General features: G+C 58.2%; 23 protein-coding genes and 1 pseudogene. 9 read left to right on the top strand and 15 right to left on the bottom strand.

Translation table 11 applies throughout. The annotated features are described in order from the left end of the window. Nucleotides 1–99 precede the first annotated feature (99 nt). A complete protein-coding gene (locus JZX89_RS03005) occupies nucleotides 100–2598 on the bottom strand; it encodes a beta-mannosidase (RefSeq protein WP_207133023.1) in 2499 nt (832 codons plus the stop codon). A gap of 488 nt (nucleotides 2599–3086) precedes the next feature. Between JZX89_RS03005 and JZX89_RS03000 the strand changes: the two genes are divergently transcribed. Further along, complete coding sequence (locus JZX89_RS03000) at nucleotides 3087–4139, top strand: LacI family transcriptional regulator (RefSeq protein WP_207133022.1); 1053 nt, start codon at nucleotides 3087–3089, stop codon at nucleotides 4137–4139. A 20-nt stretch (nucleotides 4140–4159) separates the two neighbouring features. On the opposite strand, the gene znuA is transcribed toward JZX89_RS03000, so the two are convergent. Next, the gene (gene znuA / locus JZX89_RS02995; protein WP_207133021.1) at nucleotides 4160–5137 is read right to left on the bottom strand and encodes a zinc ABC transporter substrate-binding protein ZnuA; all 978 of its coding nucleotides are present in this window, start codon (nucleotides 5135–5137) and stop codon (nucleotides 4160–4162) included. Between the two features lie 104 nt (nucleotides 5138–5241). On the opposite strand from znuA, the gene znuC reads away from it, so the two are divergent. Genes znuC through zur form a run of 3 tightly spaced genes read left to right on the top strand, consistent with a single transcriptional unit; the run spans nucleotide 5242 to nucleotide 7353 of the window. Beyond that, nucleotides 5242–6132 carry an ATP-binding cassette domain-containing protein gene (gene znuC / locus JZX89_RS02990; protein ID WP_207133020.1) on the top strand — a complete coding sequence of 297 codons (891 nt, stop codon included), beginning with the start codon at nucleotides 5242–5244 and terminating at the stop codon, nucleotides 6130–6132. Next, nucleotides 6125–6943 (top strand): zinc ABC transporter permease subunit ZnuB, encoded by an 819-nt coding sequence (znuB, locus tag JZX89_RS02985; protein WP_207133019.1) that lies wholly within the window; start codon nucleotides 6125–6127, stop codon nucleotides 6941–6943. The genes znuC and znuB overlap by 8 nt, the downstream gene beginning before the upstream one ends. Further along, entirely contained in the window at nucleotides 6940–7353 is a 414-nt protein-coding gene (gene zur / locus JZX89_RS02980; RefSeq protein ID WP_149897594.1) for a zinc uptake transcriptional repressor Zur, read from the top strand. Before znuB ends, zur begins: the two co-directional genes overlap by 4 nt. Before the next feature lie 32 nt (nucleotides 7354–7385). On the opposite strand, the gene JZX89_RS02975 is transcribed toward zur, so the two are convergent. Both JZX89_RS02975 and JZX89_RS02970 read right to left on the bottom strand, forming a co-directional pair. Then, entirely contained in the window at nucleotides 7386–7919 is a 534-nt protein-coding gene (locus JZX89_RS02975; RefSeq protein ID WP_207133018.1) for a gamma carbonic anhydrase family protein, read from the bottom strand. A gap of 35 nt (nucleotides 7920–7954) precedes the next feature. After that, on the bottom strand, nucleotides 7955–8644 hold the full coding sequence (locus tag JZX89_RS02970) for a fumarylacetoacetate hydrolase family protein (protein WP_207133017.1): 690 nt from the start codon (nucleotides 8642–8644) through the stop codon (nucleotides 7955–7957). Nucleotides 8645–8745: 101 nt separating this feature from the next. On the opposite strand from JZX89_RS02970, the pseudogene JZX89_RS28490 reads away from it, so the two are divergent. Next, nucleotides 8746–9180: pseudogene (locus JZX89_RS28490) on the top strand (sensor histidine kinase); the annotation flags it as partial. A 173-nt stretch (nucleotides 9181–9353) separates the two neighbouring features. Here JZX89_RS28490 and JZX89_RS02960 read toward each other — a convergent pair. From JZX89_RS02960 to JZX89_RS02930, 7 genes are all read right to left on the bottom strand, one after another. Continuing rightward, on the bottom strand, nucleotides 9354–10064 hold the full coding sequence (locus tag JZX89_RS02960) for an anti-sigma factor (RefSeq protein WP_153513727.1): 711 nt from the start codon (nucleotides 10062–10064) through the stop codon (nucleotides 9354–9356). After that, nucleotides 10061–10603 carry a sigma-70 family RNA polymerase sigma factor gene (locus tag JZX89_RS02955; protein ID WP_149898502.1) on the bottom strand — a complete coding sequence of 181 codons (543 nt, stop codon included), beginning with the start codon at nucleotides 10601–10603 and terminating at the stop codon, nucleotides 10061–10063. Before JZX89_RS02955 ends, JZX89_RS02960 begins: the two co-directional genes overlap by 4 nt. A gap of 131 nt (nucleotides 10604–10734) precedes the next feature. Further along, nucleotides 10735–11166, bottom strand: coding sequence for a DUF2177 family protein (locus tag JZX89_RS02950; protein WP_174372571.1), 432 nt, complete (start codon nucleotides 11164–11166; stop codon nucleotides 10735–10737). A gap of 94 nt (nucleotides 11167–11260) precedes the next feature. Beyond that, on the bottom strand, nucleotides 11261–11638 hold the full coding sequence (locus tag JZX89_RS02945) for a DUF2147 domain-containing protein (protein ID WP_174372572.1): 378 nt from the start codon (nucleotides 11636–11638) through the stop codon (nucleotides 11261–11263). Between the two features lie 27 nt (nucleotides 11639–11665). Continuing rightward, nucleotides 11666–12898 carry an SAM-dependent methyltransferase gene (locus JZX89_RS02940; protein WP_207133016.1) on the bottom strand — a complete coding sequence of 411 codons (1233 nt, stop codon included), beginning with the start codon at nucleotides 12896–12898 and terminating at the stop codon, nucleotides 11666–11668. After that, nucleotides 12885–13703: a DUF1365 domain-containing protein gene (locus JZX89_RS02935; RefSeq protein ID WP_207133015.1), complete on the bottom strand. Its 819-nt coding sequence runs from the start codon at nucleotides 13701–13703 to the stop codon at nucleotides 12885–12887. Before JZX89_RS02935 ends, JZX89_RS02940 begins: the two co-directional genes overlap by 14 nt. After that, entirely contained in the window at nucleotides 13700–15073 is a 1374-nt protein-coding gene (locus JZX89_RS02930; protein WP_207133014.1) for an NAD(P)/FAD-dependent oxidoreductase, read from the bottom strand. The genes JZX89_RS02935 and JZX89_RS02930 overlap by 4 nt, the downstream gene beginning before the upstream one ends. A gap of 188 nt (nucleotides 15074–15261) precedes the next feature. Here JZX89_RS02930 and JZX89_RS02925 point away from each other — a divergent pair, with 188 nt between their 5' ends. The 3 genes from JZX89_RS02925 (at nucleotide 15262) to JZX89_RS02915 (ending at nucleotide 17677) form a co-directional block, all read left to right on the top strand. Continuing rightward, complete coding sequence (locus JZX89_RS02925; RefSeq protein ID WP_207133013.1) at nucleotides 15262–16050, top strand: DUF1295 domain-containing protein; 789 nt, start codon at nucleotides 15262–15264, stop codon at nucleotides 16048–16050. Beyond that, a complete protein-coding gene (locus JZX89_RS02920; RefSeq protein WP_207133012.1) occupies nucleotides 16047–17072 on the top strand; it encodes an SAM-dependent methyltransferase in 1026 nt (341 codons plus the stop codon). The genes JZX89_RS02925 and JZX89_RS02920 overlap by 4 nt, the downstream gene beginning before the upstream one ends. Nucleotides 17073–17215: 143 nt before the next feature. Continuing rightward, the gene (locus JZX89_RS02915; protein WP_174372576.1) at nucleotides 17216–17677 is read left to right on the top strand and encodes a hypothetical protein; all 462 of its coding nucleotides are present in this window, start codon (nucleotides 17216–17218) and stop codon (nucleotides 17675–17677) included. A 565-nt stretch (nucleotides 17678–18242) separates the two neighbouring features. On the opposite strand, the gene JZX89_RS02910 is transcribed toward JZX89_RS02915, so the two are convergent. Both JZX89_RS02910 and JZX89_RS28485 read right to left on the bottom strand, forming a co-directional pair. Next, complete coding sequence (locus JZX89_RS02910) at nucleotides 18243–19091, bottom strand: IS1595 family transposase (RefSeq protein ID WP_246746651.1); 849 nt, start codon at nucleotides 19089–19091, stop codon at nucleotides 18243–18245. Between the two features lie 343 nt (nucleotides 19092–19434). Then, nucleotides 19435–19773, bottom strand: a complete 339-nt coding sequence (locus tag JZX89_RS28485) for a hypothetical protein (protein WP_246746650.1) — start codon at nucleotides 19771–19773, stop codon at nucleotides 19435–19437. A 144-nt stretch (nucleotides 19774–19917) separates the two neighbouring features. Between JZX89_RS28485 and dusA the strand changes: the two genes are divergently transcribed. Then, nucleotides 19918–20913, top strand: a complete 996-nt coding sequence (gene dusA / locus JZX89_RS02900) for a tRNA dihydrouridine(20/20a) synthase DusA (protein ID WP_369809525.1) — start codon at nucleotides 19918–19920, stop codon at nucleotides 20911–20913. A gap of 87 nt (nucleotides 20914–21000) precedes the next feature. Here the strand turns inward: dusA and JZX89_RS02895 are convergent, their stop codons facing one another. Then, the gene (locus JZX89_RS02895; RefSeq protein WP_207133009.1) at nucleotides 21001–21525 is read right to left on the bottom strand and encodes a GNAT family N-acetyltransferase; all 525 of its coding nucleotides are present in this window, start codon (nucleotides 21523–21525) and stop codon (nucleotides 21001–21003) included. A gap of 190 nt (nucleotides 21526–21715) precedes the next feature. Continuing rightward, nucleotides 21716–22516 (bottom strand): DUF72 domain-containing protein, encoded by an 801-nt coding sequence (locus JZX89_RS02890; RefSeq protein ID WP_207133008.1) that lies wholly within the window; start codon nucleotides 22514–22516, stop codon nucleotides 21716–21718. Nucleotides 22517–22545: the final 29 nt, after the last annotated feature.

The following is a 22545-nucleotide window of genomic DNA, read 5'->3' as shown; positions in this document are numbered from 1 at the left end:
CTTCCTCCACTTGCTGATGACTGGCTGCCGGAGAACCCGGCAACCCTTTGAACCGATGAAGACAGGCGCGGGCGCACCTGTCATTCCCGAGAGGGATGGTTATGCCTTTCGCCGCATGGTTTCAATGCCGGGATTGGGCGATGATTGGCAGGTATGAAGATCGAAGATGCGGAAATGCGGCTGGGGGCCGTCCGCCTTCGGTGTGAAGATGATGCGACGCGTTTCGCCGGCGGAAAGATCGAAGAGGTTGTCGGAGTACCTTCCCGGCTGGTCTGCCTCCAGCATGACGAAGAGGGCGAGACCGGCGGCGGTGACATCGATTTCAAACTGGCCGTTTTTCAACGGGGCGACGGAAAGTTCCAACCCGGCGGGCTGAAGCTCCAGCGCCTTGTAGGTGTTGCGAACATGATGGCCTTCGCCGGTCATGCCGTTGGAGGCAATGAAGCTCCACGCAAGGATGGCGCCATCCGGCAGGCTGTCCATGTCGATTTCAGTCAGCGTCGCGGCCTTATCCGTCGCGCATGTGCCGTTGGCGGATTTCAGCGGCACGCGGTTGCCGTCCATGGTCAGCGCAACGATGTTCATGTCGATCTCGACGTCTTCCGCCGTGTCATTGACCATGGAGAAGCTCACCCGACGCCCATCCGCGGAGGGAATGGCCGACACCGTGACCGGCTGGAAAAAGCGGCGGGCAGCATAATGCAGCGCCTTCCAGCCGCCGCCATAATCGAGGCTCGACCACGAGGCGACCGGCCATGTGTCGTTCAGCTGCCAATAAAGCGTGCCCATGCAATGGGGCTTTAATGAGCGCCAGTAGTCGACAGCCGTGCGGATGGCCAGCGCCTGCTGGACCTGGCTCAGATAGACGAAGTTCTCGAAATCCCCGGGGAAGCGGAAATAACGGAACATGGTGCCGGCGATCCGTTCATTGCCGCCGACATTCTTCTGGTGCAGCTCGATGACCGGGGAAGCGATGTTCATGTCTTTGTCTTCGGCATAGGTGCGGATGACGGGCATGGATGTATAAGACTGGAAACCGAATTCGGAGCAGAAACGCGGTTTGACCGACCGGTAATTGTCGAACGACTTGTTCTCGTGCCAGACGGACCAGTAATGCATGTCGCCGGAACCATCCGCGTGCCAGGCATCGCCATAATCGAGATAACCCGACGCAGGGCTCGATGGCCACCAGAGCGCTTCGGGGGCGGCTTTTTTCAGGGCTCTTTCGATAGTGCGGTTCAGGCGGTCGTAGGCGACGAGATAACGGTCGCGATTGTTGCGGGATTCATCGAACCAGGTCAGCGCCCCCACCAGCTCATTATCGCCGCACCAGAGCGCGATGGAGGCATGCGAGGACAGGCGTTTCACCTGATAATCGACCTCGTGTTCGACATTGTCGAGAAAGTCTTCGCTGCAGGGATAAAGATTGCAGGCGAACATGAAATCCTGCCAGACCAGCAGGCCGAGACGATCGCAGAGATCGTAGAACCAGTCTTCCTCATAAAATCCGCCGCCCCAGACACGGATCATGTTCATGTTGGCCTCGACGGCGGAGCAGAGGAGGTCTTCGGTCTTTTCCCGGCTGGTCAGCGAATAGAGCGCATCTGATGGAATCCAGTTGGCGCCACGGCAGAAGATTTCCCGGCCATTGATGCGGAAGGCGAAGCGGCTGCCGGCCTCATCCTTGTCCGTCAGCAGTTCGATGGTCCTGAAGCCGATCTGACGGGTGACGGTTTCGTCGGGCAATTCTACCGCGAGCGTATAGAGCGTCTGTTCGCCGCTGCCCGCTGGCCACCATAGCGCGGGGTTCTCCACGAAGAAGACGTGGCGTACCACCGTCTCGCCTGCGCCAACACCGCAATCGAGCCGCAGCCTTTCATCATTGAGGGAAAGGTAGACCGGCAGGCTTGCCGGGCCTTCGGCAAACAGCGTGACGGCCACATGCAGCTCCACGCCGCCTTCGACATGGTGCTGCGAGGTGACGACATGCTCGATGCGGGCCGTATCGAGCCGCTTCAGCAGGATTTTGCCGTAAAGGCCGAGCGGCGCAATGGCGATGTTCCAGTCCCAGCCGAAATGGCATTGCGGCTTGCGCAGCATGTTGCCATTGGCGATCGGCGAATTGCCCGGGTGATAGGGAATATAAAAGGGCTGCCGCGCCTGTCGCTCTGCGCCGGCCACGATGTTGGAATGGAAATGGATGCGGATGGTGTTCTCGCCTGGCCGCACGGCGCGCGAAATATCGGGGCGGTAACGGCGGAAACAATTGTCGGCGCTGAGCACCGGGATATCGTTGACGAAGATGATCGCGACGGTGTCGAGATAATCGATATCGAGATACCAGCTGGCATCGGCCTCATCGAGGATGAATATGCGCTCAATGATCCAGTCCCGCTGCGCCACCCATTGCACCGCGTTTTCATTGGCGCCGTGATAGGGGTCGGGAATGATGCCGGCGTTTTTGAGCGCGGTATGAACATCGCCTGGAACGGAAAGCTCGGTGGCATGATCTCCGTCCACCGATGTGAGGCGCCAGAGCCCAGCCAGATCGATGGTGGTTTCGGGCGTGGAGGAAGAGATCATGTTCGGACCCTGCATATATGAATTCGAAGAAGACAGGCCGGCATTATGAAGCAGGCTTGTGTCAGAATCTGGGGGAACTGGATGCCGGCAAAACGGCTTTTGCCGGTTCGCTCCGCTTCACAATTTCCTCCCTCCGGCAACGTTACCGTAAAACAAACGTGCCGTCATGCCTTTGATTGCCGACTTGTGAGGTTAAAAGCGTCCGTCATCAACGCTACACGGCGAGGAAGTGGTCTTGTTTTTATACTTAGATATTTTTTATTTATATATCAATTAATTGTGTTTGTTTTTTAATTTAAATAATTAAGTTTGGTATGTTGAAGAAACATGGGTTTCATGGCTGCGGGAGCGGTCTCATGGGCGGAAATATTTTCTGCACCTGCATCGTTATAGCTGAATCGAGGCATGATCGGATGAGACCGAACTGTGCGAAGGGACGTTTGCCTTTGCAACAGCGCAAAAGCTATCTATGATTATCGTTCGGTAAAGCGTGGCGAAATGACATGAACGATACTGGTAAATCCGGCGGAGGCGACATCCCCGCGACGACGGGCGAGCGCCCGACCTTGAAGACCATTGCCTATATGACGGGTCTTGGCATCACCACCGTGTCGCGTGCATTGAAGGATGCGCCCGATATCGGCGCCGAGACCAAGGAGCGCGTGCGGCTGATCGCCCGGCAAATCGGCTACCAGCCGAACCGCGCCGGCGTGCGGCTTCGTACCGGCAAGACCAATGTCATTGCGCTGGTGCTGAGTGTCGACGAAGAGCTGATGGGTTTCACCAGCCAGATGGTGTTCGGCATCACCGAGATACTCTCCACCACGCAATATCACCTCGTCGTCACGCCACATATCCACGCCAAGGATTCCATGGTGCCGATCCGCTATATTCTCGAGACCGGCTCGGCGGATGGGGTCATTATTTCGAAAATCGAGCCGAACGATCCGCGCGTGCGTTTCATGACGGAGCGCAACATGCCCTTCGTCACCCATGGGCGTTCGGATATGGGCATCGAACATGCCTTTCACGATTTCGACAATGAGGCTTACGCCTACGAGGCAGTCGAGCGGCTGGCGCAATGCGGGCGCAAAAGGATTGCCGTGATCATGCCGCCATCGCGATTTTCCTACCACGATCACGCGCGCAAGGGGTTCAATCGGGGGATCAGGGATTTCGGCCTTGCCGAATTCCCCATCGATGTCGTCACAATCGAGACGCCGCTCGAAAAAATCCGTGATTTCGGCGAGAGGCTGATGCAATCGGATGATCGCCCCGATGGTATCGTGTCGATCAGCGGCAGCAGCACCATCGCGCTGGTGGCGGGCTTTGAAGCGGCAGGTGTCAAGATCGGTGAGGATATCGATATTGTCTCGAAACAGTCGGCCGAGTTCCTGAACTGGATCAAGCCGCAAATCCATACCGTCAACGAGGATATCAAGCTGGCGGGCAGGGAGCTTGCGAAAGCCCTTCTGGCACGCATCAACGGCGCTCCGCCGGAAACCCTGCAGAGCGTCAGCGAGCCGGTCTGGTCTTCCATGGCGCCGAAGCCGTAAGGAGCCCGGCGCCGTCCGGATCAGGACAGGCAATCCTTCAGCGAGCCGGCAATGCCGCGCATCAGCTTGAAATAGAGGTCTGGACCGGGCTCCAGCGTTGCCGCTTCCGGATCGAGCGTCGCAGACTTCGCCGCCGTGCCTTCAGTGATGACCGAGATCAGTTTAGGCTCGAATTGCGGTTCGGCGAAAACGCATGTCGCGCCCAGCTGACGAACCTTCTCCTGCATCTGCTTGACGCGATCTGCTCCGGGCAGGGTCTCGGGGCTAACGGTAATCGACCCCGCCGTCTTCACGCCATAACGATGCTCGAAATACTGATAGGCATCGTGAAAGACGATGAACGGCTTGTCCTTAATTGGCTTGACCGTTTCAGCCAGTTCCGTGTCGAGTGCATCCAGATCGTCGATCAGCTTTTTGGTGTTGGCCTGATAGGTTGCGGCATTGCCGGCATCGGCGGCAATCAGCGCGGTTTCGATAGTCTGGGCCATGGCCTTGGCATTGGCCGGATCGAGCCAGAGATGGGTATCATAAGCGCCGTGCTCATGGTCGTGGTCGCCGTGGTCATGGCCATGGTCGTGTGCCGCCTCGCCATCCGCATGGTCCTCGTGGCCTTCTTCGCCATGGTCGTGTGCCTCGAAGGGACCGCCTTCACGGAAAGGCAGCTTTTCCAGACCCTTGGCATCTTCCAGTTCCACCACCGTCGCCTTGCTGGCCAGTGCCTCCAGCGGCTTTTCCAGGAAAGCTTCCAACCCCGGCCCGACCCAGAACACCAGATCGGCCTTTTCCAGCTTGCGCGCATTGGAGGGCCGCAGATTATAGGTATGCGGCGAGGCGGCACCCTCGACAATAAGCTGCGGTTCACCCACGCCGCGCATGATGGCCGCGACGAGGGAGTGGACGGGCTTGATCGAGACCACGACATCCGGCGCAGCCGTAGCACCGGAGGAGGCAGCCGCTATTGCCACCGACGCCATGAGCGGGATCAGGATCGATTTCATGAAATGCACTCCACTTGAAGAAGTATAGTTATGTTATTACATTTATTGCGTAACTCTATAACGTATGCAATAGCGGTAGGCAACATCGCCGAACGGACAATCCCATGCTTCATTCCGCCCGTCAGGGTAACGATATACTGGTTTCCCTTGCCAATGCCGGCGTGCAGCGCAATGGCCGCTGGCTGGTGCGCGGCGTGGAGTTTTCCGTCAGTAAAGGTGAGATCGTCACGTTGATCGGCCCGAACGGTTCGGGCAAATCCACCAGCGCGAAAATGGCGATCGGCGTGGTGAAACCGAGCGAAGGGGAGGTCACGCGCATTGCCGGCCTGCGCGTCGGTTATGTGCCGCAGAAGCTTTCGGTGGACTGGACCATGCCTCTTTCGGTGCGCCGGCTGATGACGCTGACCGGGCCGTTGCCCGCGCGCGAGATCGACGCGGCGCTGAATGCGACAGGCATTGCGCATCTTGCCAATGCCGAGGTGCAGCATCTGTCCGGCGGCGAGTTCCAGCGCGCGCTTCTGGCTCGCGCCATCGCCCGCAAGCCCGATCTGCTGGTTCTCGACGAGCCCGTGCAGGGCGTGGATTTCTCCGGCGAGATCGCGCTCTATGATCTGATAAAAAATATCAGAAATTCAAGTAATTGCGGAATTTTGTTAATCTCGCATGACCTGCATGTGGTGATGGCGGAAACTGATACCGTGATCTGCCTGAACGGCCATGTCTGCTGCCGGGGAACACCGCAGGCGGTGAGCCAGAGCCCGGAATATATGCGGCTGTTCGGCGGGTCTGCCGCCAAGGCGCTTGCCGTCTACAGCCACCATCACGACCACACCCATTTGCCCGATGGCCGGGTGCAGCACGCGGATGGTTCGGTGACCGATCATTGCCATCCTGAAGATGGTCACCATCACGATCACCATGGCGAATGCGGCTGCGGTCATGAACATGGGGACCATGCACCCTCGAACCACGGGCAGGGAGAACGGCATGTTTGACGATTTCTTCGTTCGCGCCATGGTCGCTGGCATCGGCGTTGCTCTCACCGCCGGGCCTCTCGGCTGTTTCGTCGTCTGGCGGCGTATGGCATATTTCGGGGATACGATGGCCCATTCGGCGCTGCTTGGCGTCGCGCTCTCGCTGCTGTTGCAGCTCAACCTCATCGTCAGCGTTTTTCTGGTGGCGTCCGCAGTTTCGATCCTGCTGATTTTTCTGCAGCGGCGGCAGGCACTGTCGTCTGACGCATTGCTTGGCATCCTGTCCCATTCGGCTCTCGCCATTGGCCTCGTCATTGTCGCCTTCATGAGCTGGGTGCGTATCGACCTCGTCTCATTCCTGTTCGGCGATATTCTGGCCGTTACCCGCAGCGATATCGCCCTGATATGGGGCGGCGGGCTGGTAGTCGTCGTCTCCATGGTTTTCCTGTGGCGGTCGTTGCTGGCTTCCACCGTCAATACGGAGCTTGCCGAGGCCGAGGGGCTGAACCCGGAACGTGCGAAGTTCATCTTCACACTGTTGATGGCGCTGGTAATCGCCATTGCCATGAAAGTGGTTGGCATCATGCTGATCACCTCGCTGCTGATCATACCGGCGGCGACCGCCAGACGGTTTTCCGCCACGCCGGAGGTGATGGCGGTGGTGGCTTCGCTGATCGGCGCTATCGCCGTTATCGGTGGCCTGTTCGGTTCGCTGACTTACGATACGCCGTCCGGCCCCTCCATCGTGGTTGCCGCGGTGATCCTGTTCGTTATAAGCCTGTTGCCGGCGCCGGGTTTTTCCCGCTCCGCGGATGAAGGAGGCAAGCCATGAATGCGCAAACCCAGCAGAACCTTACCAAAAACCAGTCGCTGGTCATGAACGCCCTGTCAAACGCGCATCAGCCGCTCAGCGCCTATATGATCCTCGACAAGCTGCGGGACGATGGTTTCCGTGCGCCGCTGCAGGTTTACCGGGCGCTGGAAAAGCTGGTGGAATTCGGTCTCGTGCACCGGCTTGAGAGCCTCAACGCTTTCGTTGCCTGCACGCACACTCAAGCCGAATGCTGCTCGCAACACCATGGAACGGTGGCATTTGCCATCTGCGAATCCTGCGGGCAGGTGACGGAATTCCACGATCATGAGATCGACCACCGCCTTGAGCGCTGGGTGAAGGACAACAAGTTCAAGGCGGAAAAGACCACCATCGAGATTCGCGGTCTCTGCGCTAATTGCGCGTCGTAGTTTGCGGGGCGAGCATCGCTGCCCGCCATTGATCACCCTTCGATAATCGCCAGATCTTTCGAAAAACGCTTCCAGTTCTCAATGTACTTTTCCGCGGAACGACGCAGGCCGGCGACGGCTTCGTCATCCAGCGTTCGGATGGCCCGCGCGGGCGATCCGACGATTAGAGAATTGTCGGGAAATTCCTTGCCTTCCGTCACCAGCGCATTGGCGCCGACGAGGCAGTTGCGGCCGATCCTTGCGCCATTCAGGATCGTAGCGCCCATGCCGATCAGCGAATTGTCGCCGATGCTGCAACCATGCACGATGGCGTGGTGGCCGATGGTGCACATTTCGCCGATGGTTGCGGCAAAGCCGGGATCGCTGTGCACCATCGCCCCTTCCTGAATATTGGTGCCGCGCCCGACGCTGATCGGCTCGTTATCGCCGCGCAATGTCGCGCCGAACCAGATGCCGACATCTTCAGCGAGCGTCACCGAGCCGATGACATTGGCATCGGGGGCGACCCAGTAACGATCCGCTGCTGGGGTTTGCGGCACCCGGTCGGCGAGGCGGTAAAGCGGCATTCGGTTTCTCCCTCTGGATTATGCGCCGGCAGCGATCAGGCGACCGTGACCGACAGCCTGCCAACACCATCAACGCCACACTCGATGCGATCACCGCGCACGATCGGGCCGACGCCGGCCGGGGTGCCGGTCATGATCACATCGCCGGCGGCAAGCGTGAAGAGCTTGGAGAGCTCGGCAATCACTTCCGGCACCTTCCAGATCATCTGCGCAAGATCGCCGGTCTGCTTGCGTTCACCATTGACATCAAGCCAGATCGCACCGGTGGCGGGATGGCCGATCTTGTCCGCAGGCACGATGGCCGAAACCGGTGCGGAATATTCAAACGCCTTGGCGCCTTCCCAGGAACGGCCCATCTTCTTCAGCCCGTCCTGCAGGTCACGGCGGGTCATATCGATGCCGACGGCATAACCCCAGACATGGTTCAGCGCCTCGTCCGCCGGAATATCTGCGCCGCCGCTTTTCAGAACCACAACACATTCAACCTCGTAATGCACGTTCGACGACAGCGACGGGTAGGGGAAATCACTGCCGGCGGGCAGTAGATTGTCCGGGTTCTTCTGGAAATAAAAGGGCGGCTCGCGCGAGGGATCGTGGCCCATCTCGATGGCATGATCGGCATAATTGCGACCAACGCAATAGACCCGCCGCACGGGGAACATGTCGTCCTTGCCCTCAACGGGCAGGAGAACGGGTTTCGGGGCGGGGATGACGGTGGCGGCCATGGGAATTTCCTGTCGTCTCTTTAAGGTGCAATTCTTGTCCCGCGATTCCGGGCCGATTTCCAGTTGAAAATGCTGTCGAGCGCAAAACTGGCATTTTGCGGTATAATACAGCCAATGTGGGTCTGTATCCCTCGGTTCGTATCTGACCTCCATCTTCAGCGATCTGTTTCAGGCCGTGCCCGGATCTTCCTCCATAACGGTCGAAACAATGTGAGGTTTACCTGAATGCGGACCATGCCGTTGCGCTTGGTGTCATCATAACCGAGCTTCTGACCAATGCGCTTAAGTATGCCTATCCCGGTCAAACGGGTACGGTCCGTGACAGTCTATCCGAACAAAATGGACAATTCTTTCTCGTTGTGGAAGACGATGGCGTCGGTTCGAAGGCAGAATCAAAACCCCGCGGCACCGGCCTTGGCACGAAGCTCATCATGGCGATGGCGCAGAATATCGGCGCTCGCGTTGAGCAAACGCGTACGCATCCGGATTTGGGGAAGGGAACCCGTTTCGCTATGACGTGGGATGAGAAGTCGTAACTCGTAGAGCCACGTATATTGGCGGTGTAGGTGCAAGGGATTGATTGACCCCTCTATTTTCCTGTTGCTAGTTGGCTGCAGGAAGCTGACTGATCTTTCAGCCTATGAGAACCCAGCATGGGATTGAGGCTGGCAGGTTCTTCTGCATCACTCCCAACTATCGATTGATAACCTCACAGGTGACGCGCGCTGCCGACGGCGATGACGGGACCGGTCGCCTGACCGGTCGGTGAGCCGCCAAAGGGCTCGACGCTGATCGCAAAGGTGGTGCCTTCGCTGATATTGCCGCGCATATCGGCGGGAATGATCAGATCGCCATTTGCGCCGGGCTGGAAGACGCCGAGCGAGCGGGTCTTGCCGCCATCCATCACGAGCCACAACTCCAGAGATTTCTCGTCGGTCTTGCCGGTTGCGACAGGAACGATGCGCATCCGTCCCGATTCCGCATCGTAGGAGGCAAGCAGGTTGACCTGACTGTCGGTTGTCGCGAGTTCGGCCACCAGCGGTGTGGTTTCCTGCCATCTCTCGGGAAATGCGGCGTAGACGACCGCCGCTACGGCAGTCGCGCTGGTGGCGACCGATATCCACCGCCAGAAGGATGCCGAACTCCACAGGCTGCCATTGGTATTGATATGCCTGGCGCCGAACAGACGCTCCTCGATGCGGGCAAGAATGGTCGCGCTCGGCACCTGTTCCTGGTAATCGGCATTGAAGTCGGAGAATTCCGCCTCCCAGCGCTGGACGAGCTGGGCGAAGGCTTTGTCGTTCTCCATGCGCCGCTCGAGTTCGCGACGCTTTTCGACCGACAGCACGCCAAGCACATATTCGCCGGCGAGGATTTCGTCGCGCGAATGCATGCCGTCGCTGTGTTCGCCCGTCGTCATCGTTGCATGCACTCTCTGAGTTTGAGAAGGCTGCGTCTCAGCCAGGTTCTGATCGTGTTGAGCGGCACCCGCAATTCCTCGGCGAGTTCGATATAGCTCAAGCCTTCCACATAGGCCCGGCGTACCGCCTGCGCGTGAACCGTTTCCAGTTCCCGCATGCAATTGTCGATCCGGCGACCCTCGTCGGCCAGCACGATCTGCTGCTCCGGATTGCGGATGCTGTCGTCGGCGATGTCATAGGCGTCGTCGATGTCGTCGTTGAGGGGCTTGCGCGCCCTGATCGTATCGATCGCATGGTTGCGGGCGATGGCGGCAAGCCATGTTGCGGGCTTGCCGGCGCTTGCGGCAAATGTGCGGGCGCGCTGCCAGACCTTGATGTAGATTTCCTGCAGCGCCTCTTCGGCTTCGGTCCTGTCACGCAGGATTTTCAGGCAGATCGCGAAAAGCTTCGGACTGGTTGCCTGATAGAGCGAGACGAATGCTGAACGATCACCCATGCCGACACGGTTGATTAGGCTTGCGATCTCTGTGCCCTGCATTCGAACCTTCCTTGCTGCGCTTCCTTTATAAGGTCGTCCTTCACACGAAGACAAGGGATGAGGAAGAGGAAGTTCATGATGTGGGGGCCACAGGAGGGCCGCACTTACGCCGTAGCCGAGAGGAAGCGTTGTCATGATATGCCCGCCGAATTTTCCAGTGGGCCGAGGAGGCGCACCGTGACGATATAACCGATGATGGCCGCAGCTGCGGAAACGAAGGCTCCCCAAAGAAGATCGGCGATGGTGAGGGTGGTTGGCCAGTTCTTCAACGTGGCCTGATTGGTCAGATCATAGGTCGCGTAGGCCATGAAGCCGACAATCGCGCCGTAAAGCAGCGCCGTCGTCCATTCACCGGAAAGCAGGGCGGGGCGCACGGCGAGAAAGGTGAGGCCGCCAGCGTAGATGAGATAGAAGACGACCGCTGGAGCGAGCCGGAAATTTTCCGCCAGAAGATCGCCGATGGCCGGGCGGTAAAGACGCGACGCCATGGTGCTCAGCCAGATGAAATCGATCACCAGAAAGGCGACGAGCGTGAAAAAATAGGCTGCGAAATAGGTCTTCATCGGTGTTTTCCTTTGCCGGGCATTGAGAAGACGGCGAGTGTTTTTTCGTTCGGAAGACAATGGAACTAATGGATGGAACGGAGCGTGACCTGCGCTAGTCGATCCGGGTCCAGCTTATGCCCTTGCACAGAAGGCCGGCGACGATACAGCCCTTCGTGGTCATGTTATTGCCGGAAAGGGTCACCGTTATCCTGTAGGATTTGTCCCGCTGAGGATCAAAGGCGGTGCCGGAATAGATGCCCGCTTCGCTCTGCTTGATGTCCATGATCAGGCGGTCGCCGGTCTTTTCCTTCGGCGTGCCGGGTTTGATCCAGGTGTTTGTGGCGCATATTTTTTCACCACACGGCGCGATCAGCACTTTTGCCTTGCCGTCGCCACGCGCCCAGTTACCGTCGATCTCCGCCGCTGTCGCGCTGGCGCCGACCAGCATCGGGGACAGGGCAGATACAATTGCCAATCTAATGATTATCATTGTCTTTCTCCACCTGTTAGCCCCGCCTCATCGATGTTCTATCGTGTACAAGCCGACATTTATGGTCCCTTCGGCAAAACCTGCTTCGCAATAGCAGAGGTAATAATCCCAGAGCCGCCGGAAGCGGTCGTCGAAACCAAGCAGGGAAATCGTCTGCCATCGGGCATGAAAACGCTGGCGCCATTCCGAAAGCGTGAGCGCATAGGACTGGCCAAAAAGTTCTGTCTCCGTGAGCTTCAGGCCGGCTTGCCCGACGGCTTTTTCGAGCGCTGAATCGGAGGGCAGGAACCCACCGGGAAAGACGTATTTCTGAATGAAATCTGCCTTGCGCCGATATGTATCGAAGCGGTTTTCCTCGATGGAGATGATTTGCAGCACCGCACGACCGCCGGGTTTCAGGCAGCGTTTCAACGTTTCGAAATAACTTGGCCAGTAGGCTTCACCGACCGCTTCAAACATTTCAACGGAGACGATATTGTCGAATTGGCCGGTCACATCGCGGTAATCCTGCAATCTGAGATCGATCCGGCCGGCCTTGCCTTCTTTTTCCGCCGCGTTTTTCGCCCAGCTCAACTGGGAGGGCGATAGGGTGATGCCGGTCACGCTGGCATTGTGCTGCGTGGCGAGGTGGATGGCGAGCGCACCCCAGCCGCAGCCGATTTCCAGGACGCTTTTGTTGTCGGTTAGTTGGAGTTTCTCCGCAATGCATTCGAGTTTCTTGCGTTGAGCGGCCTCAAGGCTGGGTGTGGTGCCGTCAAAAATCGCCGACGAATAGAGCATCGAAGGATCGAGCCATTGCCGGTAGAACTCGTTGCCGAGATCGTAATGCGCCTCGATGTTGCGGCGGCTGCCGCGTCTGGTATTGGCATTCAGCCCGTGTGCAAGCCGGTTGATGAGGCGCATGGGCAGGCTGCCGCGCATCGACCTTGCAAATGCGTCGCGATTTTGAGCGGCGAAACGGATGAGCGCCGTCAGATCAGGCGTAGACCAGTCATTCTCGATGAAGCCTTCCGCGAAGCCGATATCGCCGTTGACGAGCATCCGGCGAATTGCCCGCCAGTTATGCAGCACGATAACGGCGTGACTGCCTTCAGACCCACCCGATTTTTCGATGGTTCCGCCGCCGGGAAGGACGACGCACAGCTGGCCCCGCTCGATATTGTTCAGCAGCCGGTTGATGAGCCATATCCCCATGCCTATGCGGCCGTTGAGGCGGGTATTCTGTGCCGGCAATTGGGAGAGATTTTCAAACGGGGTCATGAATTCTGGCCTCGATTTGCGACGATGAAGGGGGAACGAAAGAGATGGGATCGACTGGTGGCAGCGGACGCTTTCTAAACCGCACGCCCTTCAGCCAGATTTGCAGGGCTTCCCAGTGAATGCCGAGAACGACTTTCAGCGTGAGGAAGGGGATGGTGACGAAGGCTTTCAGGAGCGCGCCATCGGTCAGCTCGACCCTTCGGGCAAGATGCTGGGCCGTCAGGACGGCACCGTCGTCGTCGAAAGTTTCAATGACGATCTTCAGCCTGTCACTCGGCGGGATGACGCGGAAAACATAGTGGAGGTCCATGTCCATGAAGGGCGAAACATAAAAGGCCTTGTCGCATCGCTGGACGATCTCTGTCCCCGTGCCGGCCTCCACCGGGATCAGATAGGAGTGTCGTTGGCCGAAGGTGTTATCGACCTCCCAGAGAATGGCTTTGAGCGACATGTCGCGCCCATGGCAGAAGAACACGCTGAGCGGGTTGAAGGCCCAGCCAAGCAGGCGCGGCATGGTGAGCAGGCGAATGGGCCCTCCATCGACGGCTATGCCAGCCGCCGCCATGGCGGTCTCTATTTGCTGGCGCAGCCCGATCGTGCTGCCGTTGCCGCGATCCTTGCGATGAAATGAAAACAGGTTGAAACGGTCTACGGAGAAAAACCGTAATTTCCGGTCGAGCGTCTCCAACTCATCGAGATCGAGAAGCACCGAATAAATCCGGTAGTCCAGCTTGTGGGTTTTCGGCTTGAAGCGCGCATGGGTCACGTGGCCCGGGAAAAGCGCTGAGTTAAGGGGAGGGGTCATGCCGTCGCCTCCATGAGTTGTGTGCCTGTCGCAATCGTCGCCAAATCCAGGCGAATGATCCGGGCGCTGTCGTTGGCAACCTTCCAGGGGCGGGATACGCCGCCAAGATCTTCGGCGACGGCAAGGCCTGCCTGAAGACCGTCTTCATGAAAACCAGAGCCGAAATAGGCGCCGCAGAACCAGGTGTTTCGCAGGCCCTGCAAGGCCCATAGTTCCTGACGCATCTGTTCGGTGCCAGCGTCGAAAACCGGGTGGTGATAGGTTTCCTCGGCGATGATTCTTCCCTGATCCGGTTCCCGCGTCGGGTTCAGCGTTACGAAAGTGTCCTGGGTTTCGCCCAGCGGCTGAAGCCTGTTCATCCAGTAGGTGATGCTCGGCTGGCCCGCTTCAATGCGCGTGTCCGCCACATAGTTCCAGCTTGACCATGCAGCGCGCCGGCGCGGCATGAAACTGCTGTCGGTGTGAAGCACAGCGCGGTTTTGGGTGTAGGTAAAAGCGCCGAGAATGCGCCGTTCGGCGCGCGTTGCATCCACGAGCATATCGAGCGCCTGATCCGCATGGGTTGCGATCACCACGTCATCGAAGCGCGCGACTTCGCCGTCCACAGTGGTGATTTCGATCCCGTCCGGCAGGCGGTGGATGCGCGCCACCGGCGTCGAGAGGCGAATCCGATCCGCAAACGGCGCGGTGATGCGTTTTACATATTCGCGTGCGCCGCCGACGACCGTGCGCCAGACTGGCCGATTGCGCAGCAACAGCAGACCGTGATTGCGGCAAAATTTGATGAAATGCGCTGCCGGATAACGGCCGACCTCCATGGCTGGCGTGGACCATATGGCCGCGGCCATGGGGTAGAGATGATCGTTGCGGAACGCCGCCCCGTAATGGTTGCGCGTGAGATAGTCGTCGAGAGACACGTCTCCCATCACATGCAGGTCTCGCGGCGCGTTGCGGTAAAACCGCAGCAGGTCCGCCAGCATCGACCAGAAACGTGGTCGCAGCGCATTTCTCTTTTGTGCCAGCAGGCCAAGACCGGTTCCGCCGGAATATTCAAAGCCGCCCTTGTTAAGGGAAACGGCGAAAGACATGTTGGAGGCTGCGGTCGGCACGTCCAGTGTTTGAAGAAGCGCGGTGAGATTGGGATAGGTCCATTCGTTATAGACAATGAAGCCGGTATCGACATGAACCGGCCCATTATGCGTATCGAATGTTACCGTGTTGGTGTGACCGCCGATGCGATCCGCCGCCTCGAAGACCGTGACATCGTGCCGTTGCGACAATAGCCAGGCTGCCGACAGGCCGGAAATTCCCGTTCCCACGATGGCGATGCGGCGCCGGCTTTCTCTTGATGTTGCTTCGGTGTCGGTCATCTATCCTCACTATCGCATTACAGAAATTTGCCTTGGGACAGCGCAGATACGAGGCAACCCTCTGATAAGTTTCAGCGGCCGACGGTTTTTAGATTTTTTCTGAACCCTGAAACTCTTTTGCCGGTCCGGTCGTATTTCCCATCACGACACCCGGCCTCGATCTGTTCAAAACGGTGAGCGAAGTAGTGATGTTTTCTGTGATCCTGATGCTTGCCATTCTCATGTCGCTCCTGATGGCCGGAGCGTGGGCATTGCAGAGAGCAACCGGTTCCAGCGGCTGGATCGACACCGTCTGGTCGGCGAGCGTTGGGTTTGGCGGCGTTTTGGCTGTTTTGTTGGCGGAGGGTGACGGCGTGCGGCGCGCCATCGTATTCTTCCTTATTGCCGTCTGGTCCCTGCGGCTTGCCGGCCATATCGGACTGCGCACGCGGGGCGGCGGGGAAGATCCCCGTTATGCAAAGCTCATCGAAAAATGGGGCAGCGCGGCCTCCTTTCGGCTTTTCATCTTCCTCCAGATACAGGCCGTCGCCGCCTTCGTGCTTGTTCTGGCGGTTTATCTTGCCGCCGGCAACGGCCAGGTTTTTCCGCGTGTCATCGATCTCCTTGCCACCATGATTGCCGTCGCTGCGCTGGCAGGGGAAGCACTCTCGGATGCTCAGCTTTCGAAATTCAGGAAAACTCCTGAAGCAAAAACCGGCGTCTGCGAAACCGGTCTTTGGCGTTATTCCCGCCACCCCAATTATTTCTTCGAATGGCTTTTCTGGTGCAGTTTGCCGCTGCTGGCCGTTCAGACGAACGCCTTGTCATGGGCCTCGCTCGCCGCGCCGGTCATGATGTACTGGCTGCTCGTCCACGTCTCCGGCATTCCGCCGCTTGAAGAGCACATGCTGAACTCGCGCGGGGAAAAATTCCGTGCCTTGCAACGTCGCGTCAACGCCTTCTTTCCAGGGCCGCGCAAGAATGAGGAAACGCCATGAACATGCTCGCCTTCGCCATCAATGCCGCGGAACGTACGCCGCTCAACGACAGCGTCACACTCGCCGGGATAGATATGCTCTGCGCCAGAACGAAACGGCGACTTGCCCGTATTCCCGCAGAGGCGGAGCTGCATTTCGCCGCCGATATGGCAAAATTTCCCATCGCCAGCCACACCAACGAGGCGAACAGGCAGCACTATGAGGTTCCGGCGGAATTTTTTGCCCTCGTTCTTGGGTCCCAGCGCAAATATTCCTGCTGCTATTATCCCGATGCCGCGACAACCCTCGAGGAGGCGGAAACTGCTGCGCTGGCCGAGACCGTTGCCCATGCCGGATTGCAGGATGGTATGGACATTCTCGAACTCGGCTGCGGCTGGGGCTCGCTTTCCCTTTATATGGCGGGCCGGTTTCCCAACGCGCGGATCACGTCCGTTTCTAATTCCACATCGCAACGCGAATATATAATCGGCTGCGCCCAGGCGCGCGGGTTCTCCAACCTGTCGGTGGTGACCGCCGATATGAATGATTTCACCTCCGGCGCGCGTTTCGATCGCGTCGTCTCGGTGGAAATGTTCGAACACATGTCCAACTGGCGCGCATTGTTCGAGCGTGTTCATTCATGGCTGAAGCCGGGCGGCCGGTTTTTCCTGCACGTCTTCAATCATCGTAGCCGGTCTTACCGTTTTGACCACAATAATCCGGCAGACTGGATCGCGCAGCATTTCTTCACCGGCGGCATCATGCCCGCCTTCGACCTTCCGCATCGTTTCGACACGCTTTTCACCGTCGAACGGGAATGGCGCTGGTCGGGATCGCATTATCGTCGGACAGCGCTCGACTGGCTGGCGAATTTCGACCGGGAGATCGTGCTTGTACGACCGATCCTGCAGCGGGTTTATGGCGTTGATGCCCGATTGTGGGAACGGCGTTGGCGATTGTTCTTTCTGGCAACGGCGGGGCTTTTCGGGCATCAGGATGGTGAGGTTTGGGGCGTCGGGCACTACGTTCTGATGCCCAACTAAGACTAAAACATCAGCTGAAAACAGAGTTTACCCATTTGGACCACGTTTGAGCTGACAAAATTTGCGGAATTAGGTAGCAACTGCCACCAGACTTCCTGCCGCTGAACGCATAGGATCGCCGCGATCCTATGGAGCGATTGAGCATGGTTCTTATCGTTGATGAACTGAAGAGAAAGCAGGGGGAGATCGGCCTTCGCATCGGTGAATTGCGGGCGCAGATCATCTTGCTGGAGCAGCAGCAGGCAGCATTCGATGTCGTCATTCGGTCCTATGATCCGGATCATGCGCCCTTGATCGAGAAGGGATCCGCCCGCCGTCGACGCAAGCTGGATGGTGTCGACAAGGGGAGCATCTCCATGCTCTTCAAAGGCTTTGATCGCCGTGGTTTCGTTTTGCGGACACTCCGAGAGGCGGGACGGCCGATCACGACAGCGGACTTCGCTGTGGCCTTCGCCCGCGAGAACGGCCTCGGCGAAGACGACGCAAGGCTTGGCCTCATCGGCAACCGTTTCTCCCAGATGCTGGATCAGCTTGCCAAGGCTGATCGGGTGCGCCGGGCGGGGAAGATCGACGGGCAGCGGCATTTATGGGAGGTCGCCGCATAGCATGGGGACAGCGCACCCGGCATTGATCCTCATGCTGACGAAGCGTAAAATGTAAATGTCGTTGCCGAGGAGAATATTAAAAGATGAGATCTGAACCCAGCAATGCAGATCAGATAGTAAAAGTTCTCCAGGGCGGCGACGCCCTGAGGCGCGTTCGGATCGTTGAACGATCTTATGGTGTGTACGTTCTCCGACCGGAAGAATGGTATCAAAACGTGTTCGAAGGGGAGATCGTCGCCGAAGGTTGGAAGCCCATATATGGCGATTTCGGACTATTCGGAAGCGCCGACTTGGCCGAGAGTGAAGCGATCGCCAGCTTTGATTGGCTACTAGATTCACCATGCCCTACGGCCTAGCGGCCCCTCAGTAGTCACCGCCACTGGCGCTCCGGGTTCTCCCCGCCCTCCCAAACAAGGTCGGGTGGATGGTTGCCCTGCCAATATCCGCATAGGTTTCTCGACGTTGGCCTTGAGAGCGCCTTGTAGAGCATGCCCCAGAGCTGAAGGCCGTTGTCGACACGACGATTGTCCTCGCGCCAGGCGATTTCGGCCGCGTACCAGTCGAATTAGCGTACCGAGAAGCGATGGTGGATGCCGACATAGGCACGCTGGATGCGGCTGAAGAAGCTCTCGACGTGGTTCGTGTTGACCCCGCCTTCTGTCTGGTATTCTTTGCTGTGATTGACCCGGTGCAGTTCCTGCAGGCCTTCAAGATCGTCGTAGCTGAAATGCTCGTCCGCGTGCAGCCGTGAACCCTTTCGAACGTGCTTCTTGACCATCTCCCACGCCTCGTCGGAGTCTTCACTCCGGATGACGCGCGATAGGGTCTGCTCGCGCCCGCGGCCGAAAGGCGTCTTCTCACGCAACGTCAGGATGGTCAGGCGCTTGAAGTTCTGGTTCTCGGCACGACGCCGATCGACGCGATCCTCCTTTCGATTCTCCGGCTTAATGTGGCCGCCCGCGTACTTGCCGTCGATATGAATCTCGCTCTCCAGTATCATTCGGAAGCGCCGCGTCGAAATCGCCTCACCCATCTTCATCAGCAGCACCCATGCGGTTTTGTACTGGACGCCCAGCTCGCGGGAGAGCTGGAGAGCGCTCTTGCCTTTAACCGAATTCACCGAGAACCAGAGTCCCGGCAGAATGTCCCGGAAGCTCATCTTCCGGAACACGAAGACCGTTCCGGCGTGACTAAGAACTCGCGGCGACAAGCCTGGCACTTGAAACGGCGACGTCGGATCTCCCAGCAGTTCGAATGCGCGCAGCGGACGCAGGTCGGCCTGCCTGCGGCCCAGTCTTCGGCATAGCTTTGATGATCTGCATTGCCTCTGGCGGAAGCTCGCACCACACGTCATTATCCTTTTTCTGTCCAGGATGCCTGAGGTCCCGGACGAGTATGCGGCTGTGAGGCTCATCTAGATATTCCCATTCTATCCGGACTATCTCTTCCTGCCTGCGTGTCGAGTAGATTGCGAACGCGACCACCCGATCCATGCGTGAGACATGTAGCGTCGCCAAATTTCGGGTGGTGAAGTAATTCATGATCCTGTCGAGCTGCGGGGGTAGGGCGGTGCGACCGGCTCTCAGAATTGGCGATGTCGTTCAGCTTACGAAGGACCGTCTGCGCATCCCGCATGGCGACGGGATCAAGCGGCATACCCCACGCCGGCCGAGCGATCGAAAATATGGAGGACAGATGCGAAACGTAATTGCCAACCGTCTGCGGCTTACGGCCTTCGGCCAGTTGGGTGGCAAATGTCACGATATCATCGCTTCGGATATCTGCGCAATCCATCGTGGCAATCTTGAAGGTTTTGATCGTTCTGAGCACCTGCTCTTGGTGGCTCCCATCATTCCTTTCTCTTTGACGTACCGATCAATGGCGTCCGCTAAGGTGAAGCGGTCCGCATTCGACCGCTCCAGCGCGACAGGTTTGTCGATATCGGTCTCGCGAAATCGAACCCACGCCTCCGCCTCGCGCTTTCGATCGAAAGTCTTGGCCTCCCTGAAAACTATACGGCCGCCTTTTTTTCTGAGGATCTGCGCGGTATAACCAAGCGATCCGTCTTTTCGTTTTCTCGCGGTGATGGTGCTCATCGGTACAATATTCCTCTCTCGGAACGACATCGTCATACTTAACTATAAAATCGGGTGGAACAGCGTGGAAAAAGTAGGACGAAACAAGATGATAAACGACATCAATATAACGGGTATAAAATATTGAATTTATACGAAAAATCAATAAAATCAGGGGCTAAGATTTTTTCCGTGGCTCCCATGATCGACTGGACCGACACGAGGTGCAGATTTCTGCACCGGCAATTGTCGAAGCGCGCGCTGCTGTTTACCGAAATGATCGTTGCCGATGCCATCATCCACGGCCAGCGCGACAGGCTGCTCGGTTACCATCCACAGGAACATCCCGTTGCGCTACAGCTTGGCGGATCCGACCCCGCCAAGCTTGCTGAGGCGGTGCGGATTGCCGGCGATTACGGCTATGATGAAATCAACCTCAATGTCGGCTGCCCTTCGGACCGGGTGCAATCCGGCACTTTCGGCGCCTGCCTGATGCGCGAGCCCGAAGTCGTGGCGCAATGCGTTTCGGCGATGAAGGCGGTTGCGACTGTGCCGGTGACTGTCAAATGCCGCATCGGGGTGGATGATCAGGAGCCGGAATCCGTGTTGCCGGATTTTCTGGCGCGTGTTGTCGCGGCCGGCGCGGATGCCGTGTGGATCCATGCGCGCAAAGCCTGGCTGCAAGGGCTCTCGCCGAAGGAAAACCGCGAGGTGCCGCCGCTCGATTATGATCTCGTCTATCGCATGAAACGGGAAAATCCTGACGTCTTCGTCGGTATCAATGGCGGCATCGCCGATCTCGATCAGGCTTGCGATCATCTGCAGCGTATGGATGGTGTCATGCTCGGCCGTGCTGCCTACCACAACACATCCATCCTCGCCGATGTGGATCACCGCATCTATGGCGAAGAGGCCCCGCAGTACGACTGGATGGGGTTGCGCGACGCCATGATGGCCTATGCCGTCGATTATATTGCCGCGGGCGGGCGTCTCAATCACGTTACCCGCCACATGGTCGGTCTGTTTCAGGGCATGCCGGGCGCGCGCCGTTTCCGGCAAATTCTCTCCAGCGATGCCACCCGGCCGGGGGCAGGGCCGGAGGTGATCGAGGCGGCTTTTGCTGCGATCGATTTCAATCCGACAAAGGAGCTGGCGGGCTGAAGGCTGGAAACGGCCTTCTTACGATTTTCATGCCGCTTAGCGACCGGGGTATCGCGAGAAATTCCGCAGCCGGGATCGGGTAATCTCTCAGGGGACGACCCAGACCAGCCCGTGCCATTCCCTCCCGGTATCGCCAGTCATGCAGAAATCGAGTGATGGTTTGCGGATCAGGCCGAGGCGCGACATGACGGCCCGGGAGCGGAAATTATCGGAGCTTGTATAAGCGACGATCCCATCTATTCCTTTGAAATCGTTCGCATGCGCCAAGGCGGCTTTTGCGCTTTCGGTCGCATAACCTTTTCCCCACGCCTGCCTTATGAAACGCCAGCCGATTTCGTGGTGCGGGCCGAGCGGATGGTCTTCGGAGAGGCGTGGCATGACGCCGGCATAACCGAGAAACAGGCCATCGGGATTTTCAACCGCCCAGCGGGCGATGCCCTGTTCGCGCTGCGCCCTGCGATAACGCTCGAATTTTTCCCTGCTCCGCGCCTCGTCCGCCGGCCCGCCCTGATCGGCCATCACCTGCGGATCGGTCTGCATTGCAGCGAAGGCGTCAAAATGATCGTCCCGCCAATGGCGCAGGCGTAAACGTTCCGTCTCGATCATATCCATACCCGCTCAATCTTCTAAAGACGACAGCCTTTTGCCGACGAAACGTCTTGGGCGATCATCGGCATTCTTGCCGGGGTGAGATGACGGGAGTGAGACGCAGGCTATTCATTCTCCGGATATCGAATGTTTTCCGACATGACGACCTGCCGGGTGAGGCTGCAACATCCGGTGTTCAGTGTCACCGCATCACTCAGACAGCCTTTTGCAATTCCTGCGCACCGTTGGGCGCATTGACCTTGCCGCCGGTGATGAAAAAGGCGAAAACGTCGCGCGGTGTCTTTTCCGCTTTCCGCTCGGGCGCGATCAGCGGCAGATCATCAGGTACACCGCCCGCCGCATAGGTCTTGACCCGTTTTGCCCAATGGCCGATCTCGGCCTTCGGATAGCAGGTGGCGATGTCGTCTTCGCCTTTTTGCAGGCGGCAATAAACGAAGTCGGCCGTCACATCCGGCAGCATCGGATAATCGTGGTGATCGGCGCAGACGACGGCGACCTTGTGTCTGGCGATAAGATCGATGAATTCCGGCACCTGAAATGTCGGGTTGCGCACTTCGACCACATGGCGAAGCCGGATACCATCCTGCTTTTCCGGCAGGAGCGCCAGAAAGGCACCGAAATCCTCCGCATCGAATTTCTTCGTCGGCGCAAATTGCCAGAGGATCGGGCCGAGGTGAGAGCCAAGCTCCGTCAGCCCTTGAGTCAAAAATTTCGTCATCGATTCACCCGCTTCGGCCAGAACCTTGCGGTTGGTGACAAAGCGGCTGGCCTTCAGGGAGAAGATGAAATCGTCAGGCACTTCGGAGGCCCATTTGGCGAAGGTCGCGGGTTTCTGACTGCTGTAGTAGGTGCCGTTCACCTCGATTGCCGTCATTTGCCGGCTGGCATGTTCGAGCTGGCGCTTCTTCGGCAGTTTTTCCGGATAAAACGTGCCTTCCCAGGGCTCGAAGGTCCAACCGCCGATACCGGTGCGGATCGTGCCTGATGTCGACATATGCTGTTCCTCCTCCGGCCTTTGGCCCA

The sequence above is a fragment of the Agrobacterium burrii genome, assembly GCF_017313405.1.
Classification (GTDB): domain Bacteria; phylum Pseudomonadota; class Alphaproteobacteria; order Rhizobiales; family Rhizobiaceae; genus Agrobacterium; species Agrobacterium burrii.
This window is presented reverse-complemented; position numbering and strand designations above follow the sequence as displayed.

Bases quoted from the DNA above. Each gene is read 5' to 3' on its own strand.
- znuB (WP_207133019.1), top strand. From the start codon at position 6,125: ATGTTTGACGATTTCTTCGTTCGCGCCATGGTCGCTGGCATCGGCGTT.
- JZX89_RS02920 (WP_207133012.1), top strand. From the start codon at position 16,047: ATGAACATGCTCGCCTTCGCCATCAATGCCGCGGAACGTACGCCGCTC.
- JZX89_RS28485 (WP_246746650.1), bottom strand. From the start codon at position 19,773: ATGAGCACCATCACCGCGAGAAAACGAAAAGACGGATCGCTTGGTTAT.
- JZX89_RS02935 (WP_207133015.1), bottom strand. From the start codon at position 13,703: ATGACCCCTCCCCTTAACTCAGCGCTTTTCCCGGGCCACGTGACCCAT.
- znuA (WP_207133021.1), bottom strand. From the start codon at position 5,137: ATGAAATCGATCCTGATCCCGCTCATGGCGTCGGTGGCAATAGCGGCT.
- JZX89_RS02925 (WP_207133013.1), top strand. From the start codon at position 15,262: ATGTTTTCTGTGATCCTGATGCTTGCCATTCTCATGTCGCTCCTGATG.
- JZX89_RS02890 (WP_207133008.1), bottom strand. From the start codon at position 22,516: ATGTCGACATCAGGCACGATCCGCACCGGTATCGGCGGTTGGACCTTC.
- JZX89_RS03005 (WP_207133023.1), bottom strand. From the start codon at position 2,598: ATGCAGGGTCCGAACATGATCTCTTCCTCCACGCCCGAAACCACCATC.
- JZX89_RS02940 (WP_207133016.1), bottom strand. From the start codon at position 12,898: ATGACCCCGTTTGAAAATCTCTCCCAATTGCCGGCACAGAATACCCGC.
- JZX89_RS02915 (WP_174372576.1), top strand. From the start codon at position 17,216: ATGGTTCTTATCGTTGATGAACTGAAGAGAAAGCAGGGGGAGATCGGC.
- znuC (WP_207133020.1), top strand. From the start codon at position 5,242: ATGCTTCATTCCGCCCGTCAGGGTAACGATATACTGGTTTCCCTTGCC.
- JZX89_RS02895 (WP_207133009.1), bottom strand. From the start codon at position 21,525: ATGGATATGATCGAGACGGAACGTTTACGCCTGCGCCATTGGCGGGAC.
- JZX89_RS02960 (WP_153513727.1), bottom strand. From the start codon at position 10,064: ATGACGACGGGCGAACACAGCGACGGCATGCATTCGCGCGACGAAATC.
- JZX89_RS03000 (WP_207133022.1), top strand. From the start codon at position 3,087: ATGAACGATACTGGTAAATCCGGCGGAGGCGACATCCCCGCGACGACG.
- JZX89_RS02950 (WP_174372571.1), bottom strand. From the start codon at position 11,166: ATGAAGACCTATTTCGCAGCCTATTTTTTCACGCTCGTCGCCTTTCTG.
- JZX89_RS02955 (WP_149898502.1), bottom strand. From the start codon at position 10,603: ATGCAGGGCACAGAGATCGCAAGCCTAATCAACCGTGTCGGCATGGGT.
- JZX89_RS02945 (WP_174372572.1), bottom strand. From the start codon at position 11,638: ATGATAATCATTAGATTGGCAATTGTATCTGCCCTGTCCCCGATGCTG.
- JZX89_RS02930 (WP_207133014.1), bottom strand. From the start codon at position 15,073: ATGACCGACACCGAAGCAACATCAAGAGAAAGCCGGCGCCGCATCGCC.
- JZX89_RS02975 (WP_207133018.1), bottom strand. From the start codon at position 7,919: ATGCCGCTTTACCGCCTCGCCGACCGGGTGCCGCAAACCCCAGCAGCG.
- JZX89_RS02970 (WP_207133017.1), bottom strand. From the start codon at position 8,644: ATGGCCGCCACCGTCATCCCCGCCCCGAAACCCGTTCTCCTGCCCGTT.
- JZX89_RS02910 (WP_246746651.1), bottom strand. From the start codon at position 19,091: ATGAGCCTCACAGCCGCATACTCGTCCGGGACCTCAGGCATCCTGGAC.
- zur (WP_149897594.1), top strand. From the start codon at position 6,940: ATGAATGCGCAAACCCAGCAGAACCTTACCAAAAACCAGTCGCTGGTC.